General features: G+C 71.9%; 16 protein-coding genes. 9 read left to right on the forward strand and 7 right to left on the reverse strand.

The genetic code is table 11. From position 1 onward, the window contains the following. Positions 1-11: 11 nt before the first annotated feature. Entirely contained in the window at positions 12-863 is an 852-nt protein-coding gene (locus QF030_RS16585) for a serine hydrolase (protein WP_307163457.1), read from the reverse strand. Positions 864-1037: 174 nt separating this feature from the next. Between QF030_RS16585 and QF030_RS16590 the strand changes: the two genes are divergently transcribed. Both QF030_RS16590 and QF030_RS16595 read left to right on the forward strand, forming a co-directional pair. Next, the gene (locus QF030_RS16590) at positions 1038-3374 is read left to right on the forward strand and encodes an ArnT family glycosyltransferase (RefSeq protein ID WP_307163458.1); all 2337 of its coding nucleotides are present in this window, start codon (positions 1038-1040) and stop codon (positions 3372-3374) included. A 210-nt stretch (positions 3375-3584) separates the two neighbouring features. Further along, positions 3585-4388, forward strand: coding sequence for an endonuclease I family protein (locus tag QF030_RS16595; protein ID WP_307163459.1), 804 nt, complete (start codon positions 3585-3587; stop codon positions 4386-4388). Between the two features lie 136 nt (positions 4389-4524). Here QF030_RS16595 and QF030_RS16600 read toward each other — a convergent pair whose 3' ends face one another. From QF030_RS16600 to speB, 3 genes are read right to left on the reverse strand one after another with little or no spacing between them, the layout of a single operon-like run. Continuing rightward, positions 4525-5184 (reverse strand): DinB family protein, encoded by a 660-nt coding sequence (locus tag QF030_RS16600; RefSeq protein WP_307163460.1) that lies wholly within the window; start codon positions 5182-5184, stop codon positions 4525-4527. A gap of 25 nt (positions 5185-5209) precedes the next feature. Further along, positions 5210-6895, reverse strand: a complete 1686-nt coding sequence (locus tag QF030_RS16605; protein WP_307163461.1) for a thiamine pyrophosphate-binding protein — start codon at positions 6893-6895, stop codon at positions 5210-5212. Continuing rightward, positions 6892-7860, reverse strand: a complete 969-nt coding sequence (speB, locus tag QF030_RS16610; protein WP_307163462.1) for an agmatinase — start codon at positions 7858-7860, stop codon at positions 6892-6894. Before speB ends, QF030_RS16605 begins: the two co-directional genes overlap by 4 nt. Before the next feature lie 190 nt (positions 7861-8050). Between speB and QF030_RS16615 the strand changes: the two genes are divergently transcribed. Then, positions 8051-9571: a PucR family transcriptional regulator gene (locus tag QF030_RS16615; RefSeq protein ID WP_307163463.1), complete on the forward strand. Its 1521-nt coding sequence runs from the start codon at positions 8051-8053 to the stop codon at positions 9569-9571. A gap of 66 nt (positions 9572-9637) precedes the next feature. Beyond that, the gene (locus tag QF030_RS16620; RefSeq protein ID WP_307163464.1) at positions 9638-10429 is read left to right on the forward strand and encodes a phosphatase; all 792 of its coding nucleotides are present in this window, start codon (positions 9638-9640) and stop codon (positions 10427-10429) included. 56 nt (positions 10430-10485) lie between these two features. On the opposite strand, the gene QF030_RS16625 is transcribed toward QF030_RS16620, so the two are convergent. From QF030_RS16625 to QF030_RS16635, 3 genes are all read right to left on the reverse strand, one after another. Next, positions 10486-11358: an acyl-CoA thioesterase gene (locus QF030_RS16625; RefSeq protein ID WP_307163465.1), complete on the reverse strand. Its 873-nt coding sequence runs from the start codon at positions 11356-11358 to the stop codon at positions 10486-10488. 36 nt (positions 11359-11394) lie between these two features. Continuing rightward, complete coding sequence (locus QF030_RS16630) at positions 11395-12552, reverse strand: acyl-CoA dehydrogenase family protein (protein WP_307163466.1); 1158 nt, start codon at positions 12550-12552, stop codon at positions 11395-11397. A gap of 170 nt (positions 12553-12722) precedes the next feature. Beyond that, positions 12723-13316, reverse strand: a complete 594-nt coding sequence (locus tag QF030_RS16635; RefSeq protein ID WP_307163467.1) for an SACE_7040 family transcriptional regulator — start codon at positions 13314-13316, stop codon at positions 12723-12725. 96 nt (positions 13317-13412) lie between these two features. On the opposite strand from QF030_RS16635, the gene QF030_RS16640 reads away from it, so the two are divergent. From QF030_RS16640 to QF030_RS16660, 5 genes are all read left to right on the forward strand, one after another. Next, positions 13413-15029: a carboxyl transferase domain-containing protein gene (locus tag QF030_RS16640; RefSeq protein WP_307163468.1), complete on the forward strand. Its 1617-nt coding sequence runs from the start codon at positions 13413-13415 to the stop codon at positions 15027-15029. Between the two features lie 14 nt (positions 15030-15043). After that, positions 15044-17059 carry an acetyl/propionyl/methylcrotonyl-CoA carboxylase subunit alpha gene (locus tag QF030_RS16645; RefSeq protein ID WP_307163469.1) on the forward strand — a complete coding sequence of 672 codons (2016 nt, stop codon included), beginning with the start codon at positions 15044-15046 and terminating at the stop codon, positions 17057-17059. 8 nt (positions 17060-17067) lie between these two features. Then, on the forward strand, positions 17068-18000 hold the full coding sequence (locus tag QF030_RS16650) for a hydroxymethylglutaryl-CoA lyase (protein WP_307167588.1): 933 nt from the start codon (positions 17068-17070) through the stop codon (positions 17998-18000). 6 nt (positions 18001-18006) lie between these two features. Further along, positions 18007-19167, forward strand: a complete 1161-nt coding sequence (locus QF030_RS16655; RefSeq protein ID WP_307163470.1) for an acyl-CoA dehydrogenase family protein — start codon at positions 18007-18009, stop codon at positions 19165-19167. A gap of 395 nt (positions 19168-19562) precedes the next feature. After that, positions 19563-20612: an ABC transporter substrate-binding protein gene (locus QF030_RS16660; RefSeq protein WP_307163471.1), complete on the forward strand. Its 1050-nt coding sequence runs from the start codon at positions 19563-19565 to the stop codon at positions 20610-20612. Positions 20613-20643: the final 31 nt, after the last annotated feature.

The raw sequence follows: 20643 nt of genomic DNA on the forward strand, positions 1-20643 counted from the left end.
TGAAGGCCCGATCAGGAGGCGGCCAGGTCCTTGTGGATGACCTTGGCCACGCCCTGAATGGTCGTGACGCCGTAGTTCATGGTGCTGTTGCCGTGGGTGAGAACGGTCATGACGTAGTCGTGGCCACCGCCCTTGAAGGTGCCGACGCTGTGTACCCGCCAGCCGAGCGTGGCACGCGACAGCCACCCGTTCTTGACGTGCCAGCTGACCCCGGCTGGCCGGCCGTAGGGGGTGCCCCAGCGCTGCGCCGGGACGACCTGGCCCATCAGGGTGGTGACGTAGGCGCGCGAGGCGTCGGTGAGGACCGCGTTCCTGGCGGTGAGCAGCTTCAGCAGCTTCTGCTCGTCGGTGACGGTGATCTGGGTCAGGCCCCAGTAGCCGTTCGCGCCCGGCTTGGTCTGCGTCATCTTCGCGGCCGTCAGAAAGTTCTTGATCTTCGTCGTGCCGAGCTGCTTCCACAGGGTGGAGGTGGAGGCGTTGTCCGACTTGGTGATCATGGCCGTGGCGAGGGTCTTCTCCCGGCTGGTCAGCGCCCGGCCGGTCTTCTGCGCGTCCCACAGCAGCGCGGAGAGGACGGTGACCTTGACGACGCTGGCCGAGTCGAAGGCGGTAGAGGCACGCAGGGTGCAGGTGGTGTTGGTGCTGCGGTCGTAGAGGCCGACGGCGGCCGTGCCCTTGCGGTTCGCGAGCGCGGCGGTGATGTCCTTCTTCAGCTTGGCCGCGAGGCCCGCCCTGGCCGAGGTACAGCTCACGGTGGGCGTGGCGGCCGCGGCGGGCGCGGCGGCGGCCACGCCGGCCATGAGGACGCCGGCGGCGAGCCCGGCGCCGAGCAGTCTTCTGCTTCTTCGTATCCGGTGAGTCATGACCTGTTGACACACGAGTTCGTACGAAAGGTTGTACGAGCCCCGAAGTCGTACGCATCACTCCGGATGTCGGGAGAAGCCCGGGCAACGCGTTACCGCGGCCTGTGCGTTCTCACAGGCGGTGGCCAGCTTGACCACAGCGACCACCCACAACGGCCGTACAGCATGCGCAGGGTGACATCTGCCACCGATCCACTCCCCCACCCGACCGCGCCCTCCGCCGTGTCCCCGGACTGGGCGCCTCCGACGACCTCCGAGACGGCCCCGGCGGCGCCGCCGCCGGACAAGGCGCCGCGCTGGTCGCTCCCCGCGCTGATCGCGATCATGATCCTGGCGGGCGTGCTGTACTCCTGGAATCTGTCCGGATCCAGCCTCAACAGCTTCTACAGCGCCGCGGTGTACAGCGGTACGCAGAGCTGGGAGGCGTGGTTCTTCGGCTCGCTGGACGCCGGGAACTTCATCACCGTCGACAAGCCGCCGTTCGCGCTCATGGTCATGGGCCTGTCCTGCCGGATCTTCGGGTTCGGCACCTGGCAGATGATGCTGCCCGAGGTGGCGGCGGCGCTGGGCACGATCTGGATCCTGCACTCCTCCGTGAAGCGGGTGTTCGGCCACGCGGCCGCCGCCGTCGCGGCACTCGTGCTCGCGCTGACGCCGATCACCGTCGCCATCAACCGCGACAACAACCCGGACACCGTCCTGGTCCTGCTGATGGTGGCCGGCGCGGCCCTCGCCCTGCGCGCCACGCGCGGGGACCGGCTGCTGCCGCTCCTCGGCTCCGCGGTCTGCTTCGGGCTCGCCTTCAACACCAAGATGCTCCAGGGCTACATCGCCCTGCCCGCCGTCTTCGCCGTCTACCTGTACGCGTCGAAGCTCGGCTGGAGGAAGAAGGCCGTGAACCTGGCGCTGGCCGCCGTGGCGCTGGCCGTCGCCAGCTTCTGGTGGGCGACGGCCGTGTCCCTGGTGCCCGCCGACGACCGGCCCTACATCGGCGGTTCGACCGACGGCAGCGCCTGGAACCTGATCATGGGCTACAACGGCCTGGGCCGGGTCCTCGGCGGCGAGGGCAACGGCGGGGGCGGCGGGGGCGGGGGCGGCACCTTCGCCGGGACCGCGGGCATCGGCCGGATGTTCAACGACGTCCTCGGCGGCCAGATCTCCTGGCTGATCCCCTTCGCGGTCATCGCGCTCGCCGCCGGCCTGGTGCTGCGCGGCCGGGCCCCGCGCACCGACGTCACCCGCGCCGCGCTGGTGCTGTGGGGCGGCTGGCTGGTGCTGCACTACCTGACCTTCGCCATGGCCGAGGGCACCATGCACCCGTACTACACGACCGCGCTCGCCCCGGGCATCGCGGCGCTGTGCGGTGGTGGCGGGGTCATGCTGTGGCGTGCCCTGCGCGGTGGTGACGCCCGCTGGTCGTGGGTGCTCCCCGTGGGGCTCGCGGTCACCGGTGTCTGGGCCGTCGTGCTGCTGCGGCGCGCCACCGGCTGGAACACCTGGCTGTGGCCGGCGGTCGGCGTGGTCACGGTCCTCGCGGTCGTGGGCCTGTTCGTCCTGCGCTCCGCGAGTTCCGGCATCAGGTTCCGGCTGCTCGGCGCGTCCGTCGCCGCGGCGGTCGTCGCGGCCCTCGCCGGTCCGACGGCGTACGCGGCCTCGCCGGCCTTCGGTTCCTCCACCGGCGGCGGCATGGGCGGCTCCAACCCCACCGCGGGCCCGTCCACGGGCGGCGGCATGGGCGGTCCCGGCGGCGGTGGCGGTGGCGGCCGGGGCGGCTTCGGCGGCCAGGCACCCGACGGCACCCAGCAGGGCGGCCAGGCGAACGGTGAGTTCCCCGGCGGCGGGGGCGGCCAGATGACGCCGGGCGGCGGCGACGGCGAGCTCCCCCAGGGCGGCGGCGCCCCCAGCGGCGCGCCGAACGGCGGCCAGGGCGGCCAACAGGGCGGCACGAACGGTGAGTTCCCCGGCGGCACTCAGGGCGGCGGCGAGAGCGGCACGGCTCCGGGCGGCGGCACCGCCGGTGGCCCCGGCGGCAGTACGGGCGGCGGCGGCATGGGCGGCGCCGACAGTGAGCTCATCTCGTATCTGGAGAAGCACCAGGACGGCGCCACCTGGCTGATCGCGGTCTCCAACTCGCAGAGCGCGGGGCAGCTGATCCTCAGCAGCGGGAAGCCCGTCATCTCCATGTGGGGCTTCACCGGCAGCGACCAGGCGATGACCCTCGCCAGGCTCGAGGAACTGGTGAAGAAGGGCGAGCTGCACTACATCCAGCTCGGCGGCGGCGGTATGGGCGGCAACAGCAGCCTGAACCAGGAGATCACCGCCTGGGTGCAGAAGAACGGCACCGCCGTGCAGGAGAGCGACTACAGCTCGACGTCGGGCTCCGCGTCCGGCTCGGGTTCCACGTCCGGGTCCGGCTCGGAGGCCTCCGACGCGGAGGCCTCGGGGACGGACACCTCGACGCAGAGCAGCCAGTCGACGATCTACCGGCTGGACGCCTCGGACGTGAGCTGACCGGCACGGCCTTACGGTCCGGAACGGCTCCTGGCATGACGACCAGGGGCCGTTTCGGCATGAGAAAGCGCGTTCAACTCGCGTGGACAAGGGGCAATTTGCCGGTCCCCGTCACCTGATGGACATGTCAGATTCATTGCCATGACCGCATGTGCATGTCACTCTCCCGATTGCCGCCTCCAATCAACCCGCGTAGATCGGACACCCCACATGCTGGCGACACGCATACGCCGATGGAAGTCGGTGGCCCTTGCCACCACTGCCGTCCTGGTCGGTCTCACCGCGCCCGCGCTCACCGCGACCCCCGCCGCGGCGACCACGACGGCCTACGACTCGACGTACTACAAGAACGCGGTCGGCAAGACGGGCACGAGTCTGAAGTCCTCGCTGCACACGATCATCAGCAGCCAGACGAAGATCTCGTACTCCGCGGTCTGGGACGCGCTGAAGGCCACCGACCAGGACCCGAACAACAGCAGCAACGTGATCCTGCTGTACAGCGGTGTCTCGCGAGCCAAGTCCCTCAACGGCGGTGACGTCGGCGACTGGAACCGCGAGCACACCTGGGCCAAGTCCCACGGCGACTTCGGCGAGGTGACCGGTCCGGGCACGGACCTGCACCACCTGCGTCCCGCGGACGTCCAGGTCAACAGCATCCGCGGCAACCTGGACTTCGACAACGGCGGCAGCGCGGTCACCAACGGCGGCGGCAGCACCGTCGACTCCGACTCCTTCGCGCCGCGCGCCGCGGACCGGGGCGACGTGGCCCGCATGATCCTCTACATGGCCGTGCGCTACGAGGGTGACGACGGCTTCGCCAACCTGGAGCCCAACGAGAAGGTGGGCAACGGCAGCAACCCCTACATCGGCAAGCTCGCCGTCCTCAAGGCGTGGAACGAGGCGGACCCGCCGAGCGCCTTCGAGGAGAAGCGCAACCAGGTCATCTACGACACGTACCAGCACAACCGCAACCCGTTCATCGACCACCCGGAGTGGGTCGAGGCGATCTGGTAGAAGCCGCCGCACGATGGTGGAGGGGCCGAACTTCCTTGTTTCCCAGGGGGTTCGGCCCCCGGCGCCCGGATCGACGCGGTCGGCCCGGGCGCCTGCTGAGCCCTGCCGCCGCCCTGCCGCTCGCCCTGCCGCCGCCCTACCGCTCGCCCTCACCGCGAGGAGCGCCGTACCAACGCCACCGGGTGAGACGGCCGTGCCCCGGGATCTCTCCCCGGCCGGTGGCCCACAGCAGGGTGGGCCACCGCTCGGTGCCGGTCGGGGCGTCCGGGAAGAGCCTGGTCAGCACCCGGTCGCACAGTCCGGCGTCCGGCTCCCAGCGGACACCGAGCCCCTCGGCGACATCGTGCAGATGCACCAGCGTCTCGACCACGCCCATGGCGGCGAACCCCTCGGGGTCGGAGACCCCGAAGACGTGAAGGGACCGGACGCTCGCCGGTGTCGTACGCACCATGGCGGTCAGCAGCGCCCCGCAGGCCTCCAGCACCTGCGCCAGTCCGGCCACCCCGGCCGTCCGGTCCGCGAAGATCACGTTCGCCGGCGCACCGGGCCGCTCCGCGCGCCACACGAAGGGCACCTCCCGGTCCGACGGCGCGCCGCGCGGGCCCAGTTGGGCGGCGTAGGCGAACAGGTCGTCGGCCAGATGCTCGACGGTCTCCCAGCACGTCCATTCCAGTGAACCGGCCTTGGCGTCCCAGTCGGCCGCCTCGGCCGCGCGCAGGACATCCACCGCCGACCGGACCGCCTCCCGCACGTCGTCGGCGGTGACGGGGCCGGGGGGTTCGTGAGCATCAGACATGGCGGGACCGTACCAACGGCCTTCTTCAGGAGAGATGCGTGGGCGCGAACATCCGCAGCACCGCCGGGAGGAGGATCACCGAGGGGCCGGGCGTGGACAGGGCCTTCGTCAGGTCCGCCTGCAGGGTCTCCGGCGACGTCCGCACCCCCGGCACCCCGAAGGACTCCGCCAGGGCCACGTAGTCCGGCCGGGTCAGTTCGGTGGCCGTGGGCTCACCGAAGGCGTCGGTCATGTACTCGCGCAGGATGCCGTAACCGCCGTCGTCGACGATCAGCCAGGTCACGTCCAGGTCGTACTGCCTGGCCGTCGCCAGCTCCGCGATCGAGTACAGGGCGCCGCCGTCACCCGATACCGCCAGCACCGGACGGGTCGGGTCGGCCGCCGCCGCGCCCAGCGCCGCCGGGAAGCCGTATCCCAGGCCGCCCGCGCCCTGGGCCGAGTGCATGAGGTTGGGGCCCTTCGCGTCGAAGGCCGACCAGGCCCAGTACGCGAGGATCGTCATGTCCCAGAAGGACGGGGAGTCGGCCGGCAGCGCCTTGCGGACCGACGCCAGCACCTCCTGCTCCAGGGTGAGTTCCTGGGCGGCGATACGGTCGGCGACCTTCGCGAGGACCTCGCGGACGCGCTCGGCGGCCTCCGGACGCGGCCGTTCCACCACCGTCTCGAGCAGCGCCTGCAACGCCAGCCGGGCGTCCGCGTGGATGCCCAGCGCCGGATGGTTCGACTCCAGCTTCCCCAGGTCCGCCTCGATCTGGACGATCCGGCCACGCGGCTTGAACGTGTGGTAGTTGGAGGAGAGTTCGCCGAGCCCGGAGCCGACGACCAGGAGCACGTCCGCGTCCTCGAGGAAGTCCGTGGTGTGGCGGTCCTCGATCCAGGACCGGAGCGAGAGAGGGTGCGTCCAGGGGAACGCTCCCTTGCCGCCGGGCGTGGTGACCACCGGCGCCTGCAGCAGCTCCGCCAGCTGTTTCAGCTTGCCCGAGGCGTCCGACCGTACGACTCCGCCGCCCGCGATGATCGCCGGACGGTCGGCCTTCGACAGCAGGTCGGCCGCCACGGCGGTCAGTTCGGGGCGCGGCGGCAGCTCCTCGGGGAAGGCGTCGCCGCCCGTGACCACCGGGATCACTGTCCGGGCGAGCAGTACGTCCTGCGGGATCTCCACCCACACCGGGCCGTGCGGCACGCTCAGCGCCGACTTCCACGCCGCCTCGATGGCGGACGGGATCTGCGACTGGGTGCGGACCGTGTGGACCGACTTGACCACGCCACGGAACGAGGCCGCCTGGTCGGGCAGTTCGTGGAGATAGCCGTGCCGTCCGCCGCCCAGTCCGGCCGTCGGCACCTGGCTGCCGATCGCCAGCACCGGCGCCGAGGCGGCCGCCGCCTCCTGGAGCGCCGCGAGCGAGGTCAGCGCGCCCGGGCCGGTCGACAGCAGCAGCGGCGCCGCCTCGCCGGTGATCCGGCCGTACGCGTCCGCCGCGAATCCCGCGTTGTTCTCCACCCGCAGGCCGATGTACCGCAGGGAGGAGCGGCGCAGCGCGTCGAACATGCCGAGCGCGTGCTGGCCGGGCAGTCCGAAGACGGTGGTCGCGCCGAGTCCGGCCAGGGTCTCCACGACCAGGTCCCCGCCGTTGCGGCCGGCGGGAGGGTTCAGAGCTGCCGCGGTCTGCGCTTGCGTCGGGCGGAGTACCAGGTCGTGGTCGTGAGTCACTGCGCGCGAGCCTCGGCAATCTGTCGGGACATGATCGTGGTCAGTTCGTACGCCGTGTGGGACGCGGCCACCGACGTGATCTCCGCGTGATCGTACGCGGGGGCCACCTCGACGACGTCCGCCGAGACCAGGTTGCAGGAGGCCAGGCCGCGCAGGATCTCCAGGAGCTCGCGCGAGGTCATGCCGCCCGCCTCCGGGGTGCCGGTGCCGGGGGCGTGCGCCGGGTCGAGGCAGTCGATGTCGATGGAGATGTAGAGGGGGCGGTCGCCGATGCGCTGGCGCAGCTGGTCGGCGACCTCGTCGGCGCCGCGCCGGTACACGTCCGCCGAGGTGACGATGCCGAAGCCCATCTTCTCGTCGTCGGTGAGGTCCTGCTTGCCGTAGAGCGGACCCCGGGTGCCGACGTGCGAGAGGGCCTCGGTGTCCAGGATGCCCTCCTCCACGGCCCGGCGGAACGGCGTGCCGTGGGTGTACTCCGCGCCGAAGTAGGTGTCCCAGGTGTCGAGGTGCGCGTCGAAGTGGAGCAGGGCCACGGGGCCGTGCTTCTTCGCGACGGAGCGCAGCAGCGGCAGTGCGATGGTGTGGTCGCCGCCCAGGGTCATCAGGCGGGCTCCGGTGCCGAGCAGGTCGTCGGCGGCCGCCTCGATCGTCTCCACGGCCTCGTGGATGTCGAACGGGTTCACCGCGATGTCGCCGCCGTCCGCCACCTGCGCGAGGGCGAAGGGGTAGGCGTCCTGCGCCGGGTTGTACGGCCGCAGCAGCCGGGACGCCTCGCGGATCGCGTTGCCGCCGAAGCGGGCGCCCGGCCGGTACGAGACACCCGAGTCGAACGGCACGCCCACCACGGCGACGTCGGCGCGGCCCACCTCGTCGAGGCGGGGCAGCCGGGCGAAGGTGGCGGGACCGGCGTACCGCGGGACGCGGGAGGAGTCGACGGGGCCGCGGGGCGTCTCGTTGCCACTCATGGTCGTGTGCCTTCTTTCCTACGTTTCGCCGCGTATGTACGGCTTCTTTTCGACTGTACCGGGGAGCCGGGACCGGTCGGACGAGCGTTCGGGCCGCAGGGTCCGCAACGACCCTAGGCGCCCGGAAGGCGGCTGCGAAGTGTACGTTTCATCCATCCGATGAGACCTCAGTGGAGGAAACGCACACCCCATGTCCGAGCCTGCCGGTCCGCACACCCCGCTGGCCCCTTCCACCCCTCCCACCCCACCGGTCCCGCTGGCCGCCCTGCTGGCCCGCGAGGACCTCGGCCTGCGGCAGATCGCGGGGCCCGCCGATCCCGGCGTGGCGGTGCACGGGGCACACACCTCGGAGATGGCCGACCCGTACCCGTATCTGCTGGGCGGCGAACTGCTGCTGACGGCGGGCGTGCACATCCCGGAAGCGACCGGGGCGGACGGGGACACCCCCGGACGAGCGGAGCCGGGACCGGGGGACTACTTCGACGGCTACGTGTCGCGGATCGTCGCGGCGGGCGGGGCGGCCCTCGGGTTCGGGGTCGCGCCGGTGCACGACACCGTGCCGAGGGCGTTGGTCGCCGCCTGCGAGGCGTACGGGCTGCCGCTCCTGGAGGTGCCCCGGCAGACGACGTTCTCGGCCGTGGCCCGCGCGGTCTGGCAGCTGATGGAGCGGGCCCGCACCGCCGAGCTGCGCCGGGTGACGGAGGCCCAGCAGAGCCTCGCGGCCGCCGCCTCCCGCCCGGACCCGGTCCCGTCCGTCCTGCGGCAGCTCGCCCAGCGGGTCGGGGGGCGCGCGGTGCTGTACGGGCCCGAGGGGACGGAGATCGCGGGGGCGGGACGGACGTCCGCGGACGTCGCCCTGGCCGGACTCGCCCGCCTCCTGCTCTCCCGCGCCTCCGCCACCGCCACCGACATCGCCCCCGACGGGATCCACCTCGCCGCCTACGCGCTCGGCGCCGGCCGGGGGGTCGTGCTCGGGGTGGCGGCGCCCCGGCGTGACCCCGGGGACCACACCATCGCCTCCGTCGCCGCCGTCCTGCTCTCCCTCCTCACCGGCGAACACCGGAGCGGCTCGGGAGCGGCCCGCTCGTCGGCGCTGGTACGGCTGCTGCTGGGGGCCGCCCCGGCGGACGTGGCCCCGCTGCTGGGGGGCGAGCGGTGGCTCGTCGTGCACGCCCGGCCGGACGCGGGGGCTCCCGGCCCGGTGGCGGCCTCCGCGCTGGGCGCCGGCCTCGGATCGCCGCTGGTCGATCTCGCGCACGACGTCGTACGGGTCCTCGTCCCGGCCGAGGGCGCCTGGCGGCCACAGCCGGGCTGGACCCTCGGCGTGAGCGCGGAGGCGGCCCCCGCCGACTGGCCGGCCGCCGACGCGCAGGCGGCCCGCGCGCTGGCCCGGGCGCGCGCCACCCGCTCGACGCTCGTCCGCCACGGCTCCGGGGCCGGGCTGGCGGATCTGGTGCCCGGGGGCGAGGCCCGGGCCCACGCCCGTGCGCTCCTCGCCCCGATCGAGGCGAGCACCGCGAGCGCCGCGCTCCTCGAGACGCTGCGCACCTGGCTTTCCCTGCACGGGAGTTGGGACCGTACGGCGGTGGCCCTGGCCGTGCACCGCAACACCGTGCGGCAGCGGATCGCCCGCTGCGCCGCCCTGTCGGGGACGGACCTGGACGATCCGGATGTCCGGATGGAGCTGTGGTTCTCGCTGAAACACCACTGAGTGACGCGTGTCCCAGCGTCCGGAACTGCACAGACGCGCACAGCCCGCTGCCCCACAATGGAAACCATGCCGATACCCGGGACGCCCAGCCGCGCCGAACTCGTCGACCACCTCGTCAGAACCCGTATCGCCGGGGACGTCGCCACGCCCCGCGAGAACAACCTCTCCCACTACCGCCAGCTCGCGAACGGGGTCCGCAACTTCTGGCTCGGCCTGGAGCTCGGCGACCGCTGGACCGACGAGCAGGACGTGCTCGCGGTGATGGCGGAGCGGGTGGGTGTGAACGACGATCCCGAGTACCGCTACGGCCAGGACACCATCGACCCCGAGCTGACGGTCGACGGCCTTGACCGGCTCGCGGCCCGTTTGCGCAAGGCGGCCGAGGGACGGCAGCGGGTCCTCTTCGCGACCGGCCACCCCGGCGGTCTCCTCGACGTGCACCGTGCCACCGCCGCCGCCCTGCGCGCGGCCGGCTGCGAGATCGTCGTCATCCCGGAGGGGCTCCAGACGGACGAGGGATACGTCTGGCAGCTGGCCGACGTGGCGGTCCTCGAACACGGCGCCACGCTGTGGCACACCCACTCGGGCGAGCCGATGAAGGCCATCCTCACCGCGCTCGAACGCGAGGACCGGCCGCTGCCGGACCTGGTCGTCGCCGACCACGGCTGGGCGGGCTACGCCGGGCAGCACGGGGTCGACTCCGTCGGTTACGCGGACTGCAACGACCCGGCGCTGTTCCTCGCCGAGTCGGAGGGCACCGTCCAGGTGGCGGTCCCCCTCGACGACCACGTCGTCAGCCCGCGTCACTACGACGTGATGACGGCGTATCTGCTGGCGGAGGCGGGCCTGACCGCGTAGGCGCGGGAGGGGTCCCCCCGGGGAGGGCGCCGCACGCGCGGGTGCGGCGCGGGTGGTCAGCCGCCGCGGGGGGCGCGGACCACGCCCTCCTGGATCACCGAGACGGCGAGCCGTCCGTCCCGGGTGTAGATACGGGCCTGGCCGAGGCCCCGGCCCCCGTGCGCGGACGGCGACTCCTGGTCGTACAGGAGCCACTCGTCGGCGCGGAACGGGCGGTGGAACCACATCGCGTGGTCCAGGGACGCTCCCACCACGTCACCGACCGCCCAGCCGCCGCGCCCGTGCGCGAGCAGGACCGAGTCCAGGAGCGTCATGTCGGAGACGTAGGTGGCGAGGACGACGTGCAGCAGCGGGTCGTCGGCCAGCTTGCCGTTGGCGCGGAACCAGACCTGGGAGTGCGGCTCGCGCGGTGTCCCGTAACGGCCGTAGGGCGGCTCGTCGACATAGCGCAGATCGACCGCCTCGCGGGCCTCCAGAAACCTTTCGACGACCTCGGGATCGAGGTGGGCGTAGCCGCGCAGCCGTTCCTCGGAGGTCGGCAGCGTGGCCGGGTCCGGGGCGGGCGGCATGGGGGTCTGGTGGTCGAAGCCCTCCTCGTACCGCTGGAAGGAGGCGGACAGCGCGAAGATCGGCTGTCCGTGCTGGACGGCGACGACGCGGCGCGCGGTGAAGGACCGGCCGTCGTTCATCCGGTCGACCGTGTAGACGATGGGGGCGCCCGGGTCGCCCATGCGCAGGAAGTACGCGTGCAGGGAGTGGGCGAGCCGGTCCTCGGGGACCGTCCGTCCGGCGGCGACCAGTGCCTGCGCCGCGACCTGCCCGCCGAAGACGCGCGGGACGACGGCGGACCGGGACCGGCCGCGGAAGATGTTCTCCTCGATCTGCTCGAGGTCGAGCAGATCGAGGAGATCCTGTAGTGCCTGGCTCATGGCATCTAGTTGTAGCGGCCCGTAATTGCGGGCTGCTTACAGACCCATGTCCTTCGCGATGATCGTCTTCATGATCTCGCTGGTGCCGCCGTAGATGCGGTTGACACGGTTGTCCGCGTACAGGCGGGCGATCGGGTACTCGTTCATGAAGCCGTAGCCGCCGTGCAGCTGGAGGCAGCGGTCGATGACCCGGTGGGCGACCTCGGTGCAGAACAGCTTGGCGCTGGCGGCCTCGGCCGGGGTCAGCTCGCCCGCGTCCAGGGCCTCCGTGGCGCGGTCGGCGACGGCCTCGGCCGCGTCCACCTCGGCCTGGCAGGCGGCCAGCTCGAACTTGGTGTTCTGGAAGGACGCGACGGTCTGACCGAAGACGACACGGTCCTGAACGTACTGCTTGGCGAACCGGACGGCGGCCTTGGCCTGCGCGTAGGCGCCGAAGGCGATGCCCCAGCGCTCGGAGGCGAGGTTGTGGCCGAGGTAGTAGAAGCCCTTGTTCTCCTCGCCGAGCAGGTCCTCGACGGGCACCTTGACGTCGACGAACGCCAGCTCGGCGGTGTCGGAGGTCTTCAGGCCGAGCTTGTCGAGCTTGCGACCGACCGAGTAGCCCTCGGCCTTGGTGTCCACCACGAAGAGGGAGATGCCGTGACGGCGGTCCTCCTTGGTGGGCGCGGCGGTGCGGGCGCAGACAATCATGCGGTCGGCGTGCACGCCGCCGGTGATGAAGGTCTTGGCGCCGTTGAGGACGTAGTGCGTGCCGTCCTCGGAGAGCTTGGCGGTGGTCTTCATGCCCGCGAGGTCGGAGCCGGTGCCCGGCTCGGTCATCGCGATCGCCCACATCTCCTCACCGGAGACGAACTTCGGCAGGTACTTCTTCTTCTGCTCGTCGTTGGCCAGCAGCTTGATGTAGGGCAGGCCGAGCAGCACGTGCACGCCGGAGCCGCCGAAGGAGACGCCCGCGCGGGCGGTCTCCTCGTACAGCACGGCCTCGAACTTGTAGGAGTCGATGCCCGCGCCGCCGTACTCCTCGTCGACGCGGATGCCGAAGACGCCCAGCTCGGCGAGCTTGTAGTAGAAGTCGCGCGGCGCCTGGCCGGCCGCGAACCACTCGTCGTAGACGGGGACGACCTCGGCCTCGATGAAGGCCCGGAGAGTCTCCCGGAACGCCTCGTGGTCCTCGTTGAACACCGTACGGCGCACCGCCGCCACCCTTCCTTGCGCCTAAACCGGCGCCGCTCTCGCGTACCTGGTTGCTCGCCGTCGGGGTGCTCAATTGATGGTTGCGGCCCTCATTGGCTAAGCGCTTGCTCAGAGAACAACCGTACCGGCGAGTACGAAGAGCGTCCAGGGTGGGGCGGGGGTAACGCTCGTCACTCCCCGGCCGCCGCGAAGGCCCCCCTGGCCATCCGGTGCAGCAGCGCCGCCGTGGCCGCACGGCCCGGCAGGGAACCCGGTCGGCCGAGGTGCGGGGTGGAGTTCAGCAGACCGAAGACGGAGTGCACCGCCGAGCGGGCGGCCGGCTCGGCGAGGCCCGGATACACGGCGCGCAGGGCCTCCACCCACAGCTCGACGTACTGCCGCTGGAGCTGGCGGACCAGCTTGCGGTCGCTGTCACGGAGGCGGTCCAGCTCACGGTCGTGCAGGGTGATCAGGGGACGGTCGTCGAGGGCGAAGTCGATGTGGCCCTCGACGAGCGAGTCGAGGAACGCCTCGGGCGGCACGCCGTCGGCTTCCTGGAGCCGCCGTTTCGCACCGGTCAGCAGCCGGCCGCTGATGCCGACCAGAAGCTCGGCGAGCATCGCGTCCTTGCCGGGGAAGTGCCGGTAGAGCCCCGGCCCGCTGATGCCGACGGCGGCGCCTATCTCGTCCACCCCGACGCCGTGGAACCCGCGCTCGGCGAACAGCCGCGCGGCCTCCCTGAGGATCTGCTCGCGACGGGTGGGGGCGTCGGTTCTCGTGGCCATGCAGACGATTCTAGACAGGGAGGTTAGCGGTCGTTAACCTGATGGAAATGGTTAACGCTCATTAACAGTCGATCACTGGGTGAGGGGACCGCAAGGATGGAGCAGGCACCGGAGCTGACGAGCGCGGCAGATCCCGCGTCGGAGGCCTGGCGGGCCAACGAGGCGGCACACCACGCACTCGTCGACGAACTGCGCGGCAAGCTGGCCGCGGCCCGGCTGGGGGGTGGGGAGAAGGCGAGGGCGCGCCATACCGCGCGCGGGAAGCTGTTGCCGCGGGACCGGGTCGACGCCCTCCTGGACCCGGGGTCGCCCTTCCTGGAGCTCGCCCCCCTCGCCGCCGACGGCATGTACGAGGGGCAGGCACCGGCGGCCGGGGTCATCGCCGGGATCGGACGGGTCGGCGGGCGCGCCTGTGTGATCGTCGCCAACGACGCCACCGTCAAGGGCGGCACCTATTACCCCATGACGGTGAAGAAGCATCTGCGGGCCCAGGAGGTCGCCCTCGAGAACCGGCTGCCCTGCCTGTATCTCGTGGACTCGGGCGGGGCCTTCCTGCCCATGCAGGACGAGGTGTTCCCGGACCGGGAGCACTTCGGGCGGATCTTCTACAACCAGGCCAGGATGTCCGGGGCCGGGATCCCGCAGATCGCGGCGGTGCTGGGCTCGTGCACGGCCGGCGGGGCCTACGTCCCGGCCATGAGCGACGAGGCCGTCATCGTCCGCGGCCAGGGCACGATCTTCCTGGGCGGGCCCCCGCTGGTGAAGGCAGCCACCGGCGAGGTCGTCACCGCGGAGGAGCTGGGCGGCGGCGAGGTGCACGCGCGGGTGTCGGGCGTCACCGACCACCTCGCGGAGGACGACGCGCACGCGCTGCGCATCGTCCGGAACATCGTCGCCACGCTCCCCGCGCGCGGGCCCCTGCCCTGGGAGGTGCGGCAGTCCGTGGAACCCAAGGTGGATCCCTACGGGCTGTACGGCGCGGTGCCCGTCGACTCCCGCACTCCCTATGACGCGCGCGAGGTCATCGCGCGCGTGGTCGACGGCTCCCGCTTCGCGGAGTTCAAGGCCGAGTTCGGGCAGACCCTGGTCACCGGCTTCGCCCGGATCCACGGCCACCCGGTCGGCATCGTCGCCAACAACGGCATCCTGTTCTCCGAGTCCGCGCAGAAGGGCGCCCACTTCATCGAGCTGTGCGACCAGCGCGGGATCCCGCTGGTGTTCCTCCAGAACATCTCGGGGTTCATGGTCGGCCGGGACTACGAGGCCGGCGGCATCGCCAAGCACGGCGCCAAGATGGTGACGGCCGTGGCGTGCACGCGCGTGCCGAAGCTGACGGTCGTCGTGGGCGGGTCGTACGGCGCCGGGAACTACTCCATGTGCGGCCGGGCCTACTCGCCCCGCTTCCTGTGGATGTGGCCGGGCGCCAAGATCTCCGTCATGGGCGGCGAGCAGGCCGCCTCCGTGCTCGCCACCGTCAAGCGGGACCAGCTCGAGGCACGCGGCCAGGAGTGGCCCGCGGACGAGGAGGAGGCCTTCAAGGCACCCGTCCGGCAGCAGTACGAGCGCCAGGGCAACGCCTACTACGCCACCGCCCGGCTCTGGGACGACGGCGTCATCGACCCGCTGGAGACCCGGCAGGTACTGGGCCTCGCCCTGACCGCCTGTGCCCATGCGCCGCTGGGTGACCCCCAGTTCGGCGTCTTCCGGATGTGAGGAGGGGAGCATTCATGTTCGACACCGTGCTTGTGGCCAACCGGGGCGAGATCGCCGTCCGCGTCATCCGCACCCTGCGCGCGCTGGGCGTGCGCTCGGTGGCCGTCTTCTCCGACGCCGACGCGGACGCCCGGCACGTCCGGGAGGCGGACACGGCCGTGCGCATCGGTCCGCCGCCGGCGGCCGAGAGCTATCTGTCGGTGGAGCGGCTGCTGGCCGCGGCCGCCCGCACCGGCGCCCAGGCGGTCCACCCCGGCTACGGCTTCCTCGCGGAGAACGCCGGCTTCGCGCGCGCGTGCGCCGACGCCGGGCTGGTCTTCATCGGACCGTCCGCGGACGCCATCTCCCTGATGGGCGACAAGATCCGGGCCAAGGAGACCGTGCAGGCGGCCGGCGTGCCGGTCGTCCCCGGCGGCCGGGATCCCGAGCTGGCCGAGGCCGCCCGCCGGCTGGGCGCGCCCGTCCTGCTCAAGCCGTCGGCCGGCGGCGGCGGCAAGGGCATGCGGCTGGTCCGGGACCTGGCCGTGCTGGACGAGGAGATCGCCGCCGCCCGCCGCGAGGCCCGCGCCTCCTTCGGCGACGACACGCTCCTCGTCGAGCGGTGGGTGGACCGGCCCCGGCACATCGAGATCCAGGTGCTGGCCGACGGCCACGGGAACGTGGTGCACCTGGGCGAGCGCGAGTGCTCCCTCCAGCGCCGCCACCAGAAGATCGTCGAGGAGGCGCCCTCGGTCCTGCTGGACGACAGGACCCGTGCGGCCATGGGCGAGGCAGCGGTCCAGGCGGCCCGCTCGTGCGGGTACCGGGGCGCGGGCACGGTGGAGTTCATCGTGCCGGGCACCGACCCGTCGTCGTACTACTTCATGGAGATGAACACCCGCCTCCAGGTGGAGCACCCGGTCACCGAACTGGTCACCGGTCTGGACCTGGTGGAGTGGCAGCTGCGGGTGGCCGCCGGTGAACGCCTCTCCTTCGGCCAGGAGGACGTCCGGCTGACCGGGCACGCGGTCGAGGCGCGGATCTGCGCCGAGGACCCCGCGCGCGGCTTCCTGCCCTCCGGCGGGACGGTGCTCCGGCTGCGCGAACCCCAGGGCGACGGAGTGCGCACCGACTCCGGGCTGAGCGAGGGCACCGAGGTCGGCAGCCTCTACGACCCGATGCTGTCCAAGGTGATCGCCTACGGACCGGACCGGGAGACCGCGCTGCGCAGACTCCGCGCGGCCCTCGGGGAGACGGTCACCCTGGGCGTGCAGACCAACGCCGGGTTCCTGCGGCGGCTGCTGGCCCATCCGGCGGTGGTGGCGGGCGAGCTGGACACGGGCCTGGTGGAGCGGGAGGCCGCGACGCTCGTCGCGGCCGACGTACCGCAGGACGTCTACGCGGCGGCGGCGCTGCTGCGCCAGGCCGCGCTCGCCCCCGCGCCCGGCACAGGCTGGGTGGACCCCTTCGCCGCCGCGGACGGCTGGCGGCTGGGCGGCGAGCCCGCCTGGACGGCACACCACCTGCACGTGCCCGGGCACGACCCGGTGACCGTCCGCGTGCGCGGCACGGCGGACGGCACGGAGGTGCTGCCGCCCGGTGCGGACACTCCGCTGCGAGGTGCCGCGGGGCCGCTCCCGGCGCCGGGAGGAGACCCCCGGTTCGGCTGCCGGCTCGACGGCGTCGCCCGGTCCTACGCCGCGCTGCCGGACGGCACCTGGCTCGGCCGTGACGGCGACGCCTGGAACGTCCGGGACCACGACCCGGTCGCCGACTCCCTCTCCCGAGGGGCTCACGCGGGCGCCGACTCGCTCACCGCGCCCATGCCCGGCACGGTCACGGTGGTCAAGGTCGCCGTCGGCGACGAAGTGGTCGCGGGCCAGAGCCTGCTGGTCGTCGAGGCGATGAAGATGGAGCACGTCATCTCCGCCCCGCACGCCGGCACGGTCGCCGAACTGGACGTGACGCCGGGCTCGACGGTCGCCATGGACCAGGTGCTGGCCGTCATCGCCCCGGCGGACGCACCGGCAGAGGCACAGGAGGAACAGTGACGCTTCCCATGGTCGTACCGGCCGAGGGCCTGCCCGCGCGGGTGCGCATCCACGAGGTGGGCGCGCGCGACGGCCTGCAGAACGAGAAGTCGGCCGTGCCGACGGCCGTCAAGGCGGAGTTCGTCCACCGCCTCGCCGAGGCGGGCCTGACCACCATCGAGGCCACCAGCTTCGTCCACCCCGGGTGGGTGCCCCAACTCGCGGACGCCGACGAGCTGTTCCCGCTGGTGCGCGACCTCGGGGTGGACCTGCCGGTCCTCGTGCCGAACGAACGCGGACTGGACCGTGCCCTCTCCCTGGGCGCCCGCCGGGTCGCCGTCTTCGTCAGCGCCACCGAGTCCTTCGCCAAGGCCAACCTCAACCGCACGGTGGACGAGGTGATGGCGATGTCGGAGCCGGTGGTGGCCCGGGCCAAGGCGCAGGGCGTGCATGTGCGCGGCTACCTCTCCATGTGCTTCGGCGATCCGTGGGAGGGCGCGGTCCCGGTCGACCAGGTCGTCCGGGTCTGCCGCGCCCTGCTCGACCTGGGCTGCGACGAGCTGAGCCTCGGCGACACGATCGGCGTGGCCACGCCGGGCCACGTCGGGGCGCTGCTGACCGCGCTGAACGAACAGGGCGTTCCCACGGACGCGCTGGGCGTGCACTTCCACGACACCTACGGCCAGGCCCTGGCCAACACCCTCGCCGCGCTCCAGCACGGCGTCACCACCGTCGACGCCTCGGCGGGCGGTCTCGGCGGCTGCCCGTACGCCAAGTCCGCCACCGGCAATCTCGCCACCGAAGACCTCGTGTGGATGCTGCAGGGCCTCGGCATCGACACCGGGGTCGACCTCGGCCTCCTCGTCGCCACAAGCGAGTGGATGGCCGCCCGACTGGGCCGACCCAGCCCCTCCCGCACCGTCCGAGCACTCGGCACGGCACAGCCCCACAAGGAGCAGTGACCCGAAATGGACCACCGTCTCTCCCCCGAACTGGAAGAACTCCGCCGCACCGTCGAGGAGTTCGCGCACGACGTGGTCGCGCCCAAGATCGGTGACTTCTACGAGCGGCACGAGTTCCCCTACGAGATCGTCCGCGAGATGGGCCGCATGGGCCTGTTCGGGCTGCCGTTCCCGGAGGAGTACGGCGGCATGGGCGGCGACTACCTCGCCCTCGGCATCGCGCTGGAGGAACTCGCGCGCGTCGACTCGTCCGTGGCGATCACCCTGGAGGCGGGCGTCTCGCTGGGCGCCATGCCGATCCATCTCTTCGGGACGCCGGAGCAGAAGCGGGAGTGGCTGCCGCGGCTGTGCTCCGGCGAGATCCTGGGCGCCTTCGGGCTGACCGAGCCGGACGGCGGCTCCGACGCGGGCGCGACGCGTACGACGGCCCGGCTCGACCCCGAGACGGACGAGTGGGTGATCAACGGCACCAAGTGCTTCATCACCAACTCGGGCACGGACATCACGGGGCTGGTCACGGTCACCGCGGTGACCGGCCGCAAGCCGGACGGCCGGCCGCTGATCTCGGCCGTCATCGTCCCGTCCGGCACACCGGGGTTCACGGTCGCGAGCCCGTACTCGAAGGTCGGCTGGAACGCCTCCGACACCCGTGAGCTGTCCTTCTCGGACGTGCGCGTACCGGCGGCGAACCTGCTGGGCGAGGAGGGCCGCGGCTACGCGCAGTTCCTGCGGATCCTCGACGAGGGGCGCGTCGCGATCGCGGCGCTCGCGACCGGCCTCGCGCAGGGCTGCGTGGACGAATCGGTGAAGTACGCGAAGGAACGGCACGCGTTCGGCCGTCCGATCGGCGCCAACCAGGCCATCCAGTTCAAGATCGCCGACATGGAGACGAAGGCCCACACCGCCCGCCTCGCGTGGCGGGACGCGGCCTCGCGGCTGGTGACAGGCGACCCCTTCAAGAAGGAGGCGGCCCTCGCCAAGCTCTACTCGTCGACGATCGCCGTCGACAACGCCCGGGACGCCACCCAGGTGCACGGCGGCTACGGCTTCATGAACGAGTACCCGGTGGCCCGGATGTGGCGAGACTCCAAGATCCTGGAGATCGGGGAGGGCACGAGCGAGGTGCAACGGATGCTGATCGCCCGCGAGTTGGGGCTGCCCGGCTGAGTCCGCAAGCGCGAGGGGGCGCGGTGACGCCCGACGGGACACCGCACCCCCGGTGACGGGTGCGCACATCGGCCGGAACCGACCCGGCCTCTCGGGTCCTGTCACGCACGAGGTCGCCGTACCGCTCGGTCCCGGCCGGTACGGCGGCCCTTCAGGCATGCCCTGAGGCGGTCCGGCCGCTCTGCGCATCGTCGACGCGGGCTCAACTCCGGGGCCGGGCCAGCTTCCTGACACTCCATACACCTCTGACGCACAGGAGGAGCACAGAAAACGCGCAGGCGTCGAGGCGGGCGTTCCTCGACTCCGAACCGCCCTCTGGACACTAGCTGAGGTTAGGCTAACCTACATTCGAACCGTCCCCGGGTGATCCACCCCGTCCGAAAGTAGCCAGAGACATGCCCAACGCCAGAGCCGCTCGTCCCACCCGCCGTGGCATCCTCGCCGCCGGTGGCGCCCTGGGCCTCGGTGCCGCCCTCGCCGCCTGCGGGGACGACGACGCGAGCAGCAGTGGCTCCGAGTCGTCGGCGAACGCCTCGGCCAAGTCCGGTTCCTGGACCTTCAAGGACGACCGCGGCACCACGGTGAAGCTGGACGAGATCCCCGCGAACATCGTCGCCTTCACCGGCGTCGGCGCCGCCCTGTACGACTACGGCATCCAGGTCAAGGGCGTCTTCGGCCCGACCAGGACCGCCGCCGGCAAGGCCGACGTCCAGGCCGGCGACATGGACGTCACCAAGGTGACGGTCCTGGGCAACGTCTGGGACGAGTTCAACGTCGAGAAGTACGCGGCCCTCGCCCCCGACGTCCTCATCTCCACGATGTTCGACAGCGCCGGCACGCTCTGGTACGTCCCCGAGGCCTCCAAGGACAAGATCGCCAAGCTCGCTCCGAGCGTCGGCGTCTCCGTCTACGACCGTCAGCTCACCGCTCCGCTCCAGCGCATGTGGGAGCTGGCCGAGTCGCTCGGCGCCGACATGACGGCGGCGGCGGTCACCGACGCCAAGAAGAAGTTCGAGGCAGCGGCCGCCCGGCTGCGCGCCGCCGCCAAGGCCAAGCCCGAGATCAAGGTGCTGGCCGGCTCCGCGAGCGCCGAACTGTTCTACGTGTCCGGCACCAACCTCTCCATCGACCTGGAGTACTTCAAGGCCCTCGGCGTGAACTTCGTCGAGCCGCCGGAGAGCGCCAAGGCGGAGGGTGGTGGCTGGTACGAGTCGCTGAGCTGGGAGAACGTCGACAAGTACGCGGCGGACATCATCATGATGGACGACCGCTCCTCGACCATCCAGCCCGCCGACATCACCGAGGCGACCTGGAAGAAGCTGCCCGCGGTGAAGGCGGGGCAGGTCCTCTCGCGGTCGCCGGAGCCGATCCTCTCCTACGCGAAGTGTGTGCCGCTTCTCGAGAACCTCGCCGAGGTTCTCGAGAAGGCCAAGAAGGTCAGCTGACACAGCGGTGGCTTCGGCCGTGGGTGAACTG

The sequence above is a fragment of the Streptomyces rishiriensis genome, assembly GCF_030815485.1.
GTDB lineage: Bacteria > Actinomycetota > Actinomycetes > Streptomycetales > Streptomycetaceae > Streptomyces > Streptomyces rishiriensis_A.

Coding starts and splice junctions, on each gene's coding strand:
- QF030_RS16650 (WP_307167588.1), top strand. CDS start 17,068: ATGGTCGTACCGGCCGAGGGCCTGCCCGCGCGGGTGCGCATCCACGAG.
- QF030_RS16660 (WP_307163471.1), top strand. CDS start 19,563: ATGCCCAACGCCAGAGCCGCTCGTCCCACCCGCCGTGGCATCCTCGCC.
- QF030_RS16585 (WP_307163457.1), bottom strand. CDS start 863: ATGACTCACCGGATACGAAGAAGCAGAAGACTGCTCGGCGCCGGGCTC.
- QF030_RS16645 (WP_307163469.1), top strand. CDS start 15,044: ATGTTCGACACCGTGCTTGTGGCCAACCGGGGCGAGATCGCCGTCCGC.
- QF030_RS16625 (WP_307163465.1), bottom strand. CDS start 11,358: ATGAGCCAGGCACTACAGGATCTCCTCGATCTGCTCGACCTCGAGCAG.
- QF030_RS16600 (WP_307163460.1), bottom strand. CDS start 5,184: ATGTCTGATGCTCACGAACCCCCCGGCCCCGTCACCGCCGACGACGTG.
- QF030_RS16640 (WP_307163468.1), top strand. CDS start 13,413: ATGGAGCAGGCACCGGAGCTGACGAGCGCGGCAGATCCCGCGTCGGAG.
- QF030_RS16655 (WP_307163470.1), top strand. CDS start 18,007: ATGGACCACCGTCTCTCCCCCGAACTGGAAGAACTCCGCCGCACCGTC.
- QF030_RS16635 (WP_307163467.1), bottom strand. CDS start 13,316: ATGGCCACGAGAACCGACGCCCCCACCCGTCGCGAGCAGATCCTCAGG.
- QF030_RS16615 (WP_307163463.1), top strand. CDS start 8,051: ATGTCCGAGCCTGCCGGTCCGCACACCCCGCTGGCCCCTTCCACCCCT.
- QF030_RS16620 (WP_307163464.1), top strand. CDS start 9,638: ATGCCGATACCCGGGACGCCCAGCCGCGCCGAACTCGTCGACCACCTC.
- speB (WP_307163462.1), bottom strand. CDS start 7,860: ATGAGTGGCAACGAGACGCCCCGCGGCCCCGTCGACTCCTCCCGCGTC.
- QF030_RS16595 (WP_307163459.1), top strand. CDS start 3,585: ATGCTGGCGACACGCATACGCCGATGGAAGTCGGTGGCCCTTGCCACC.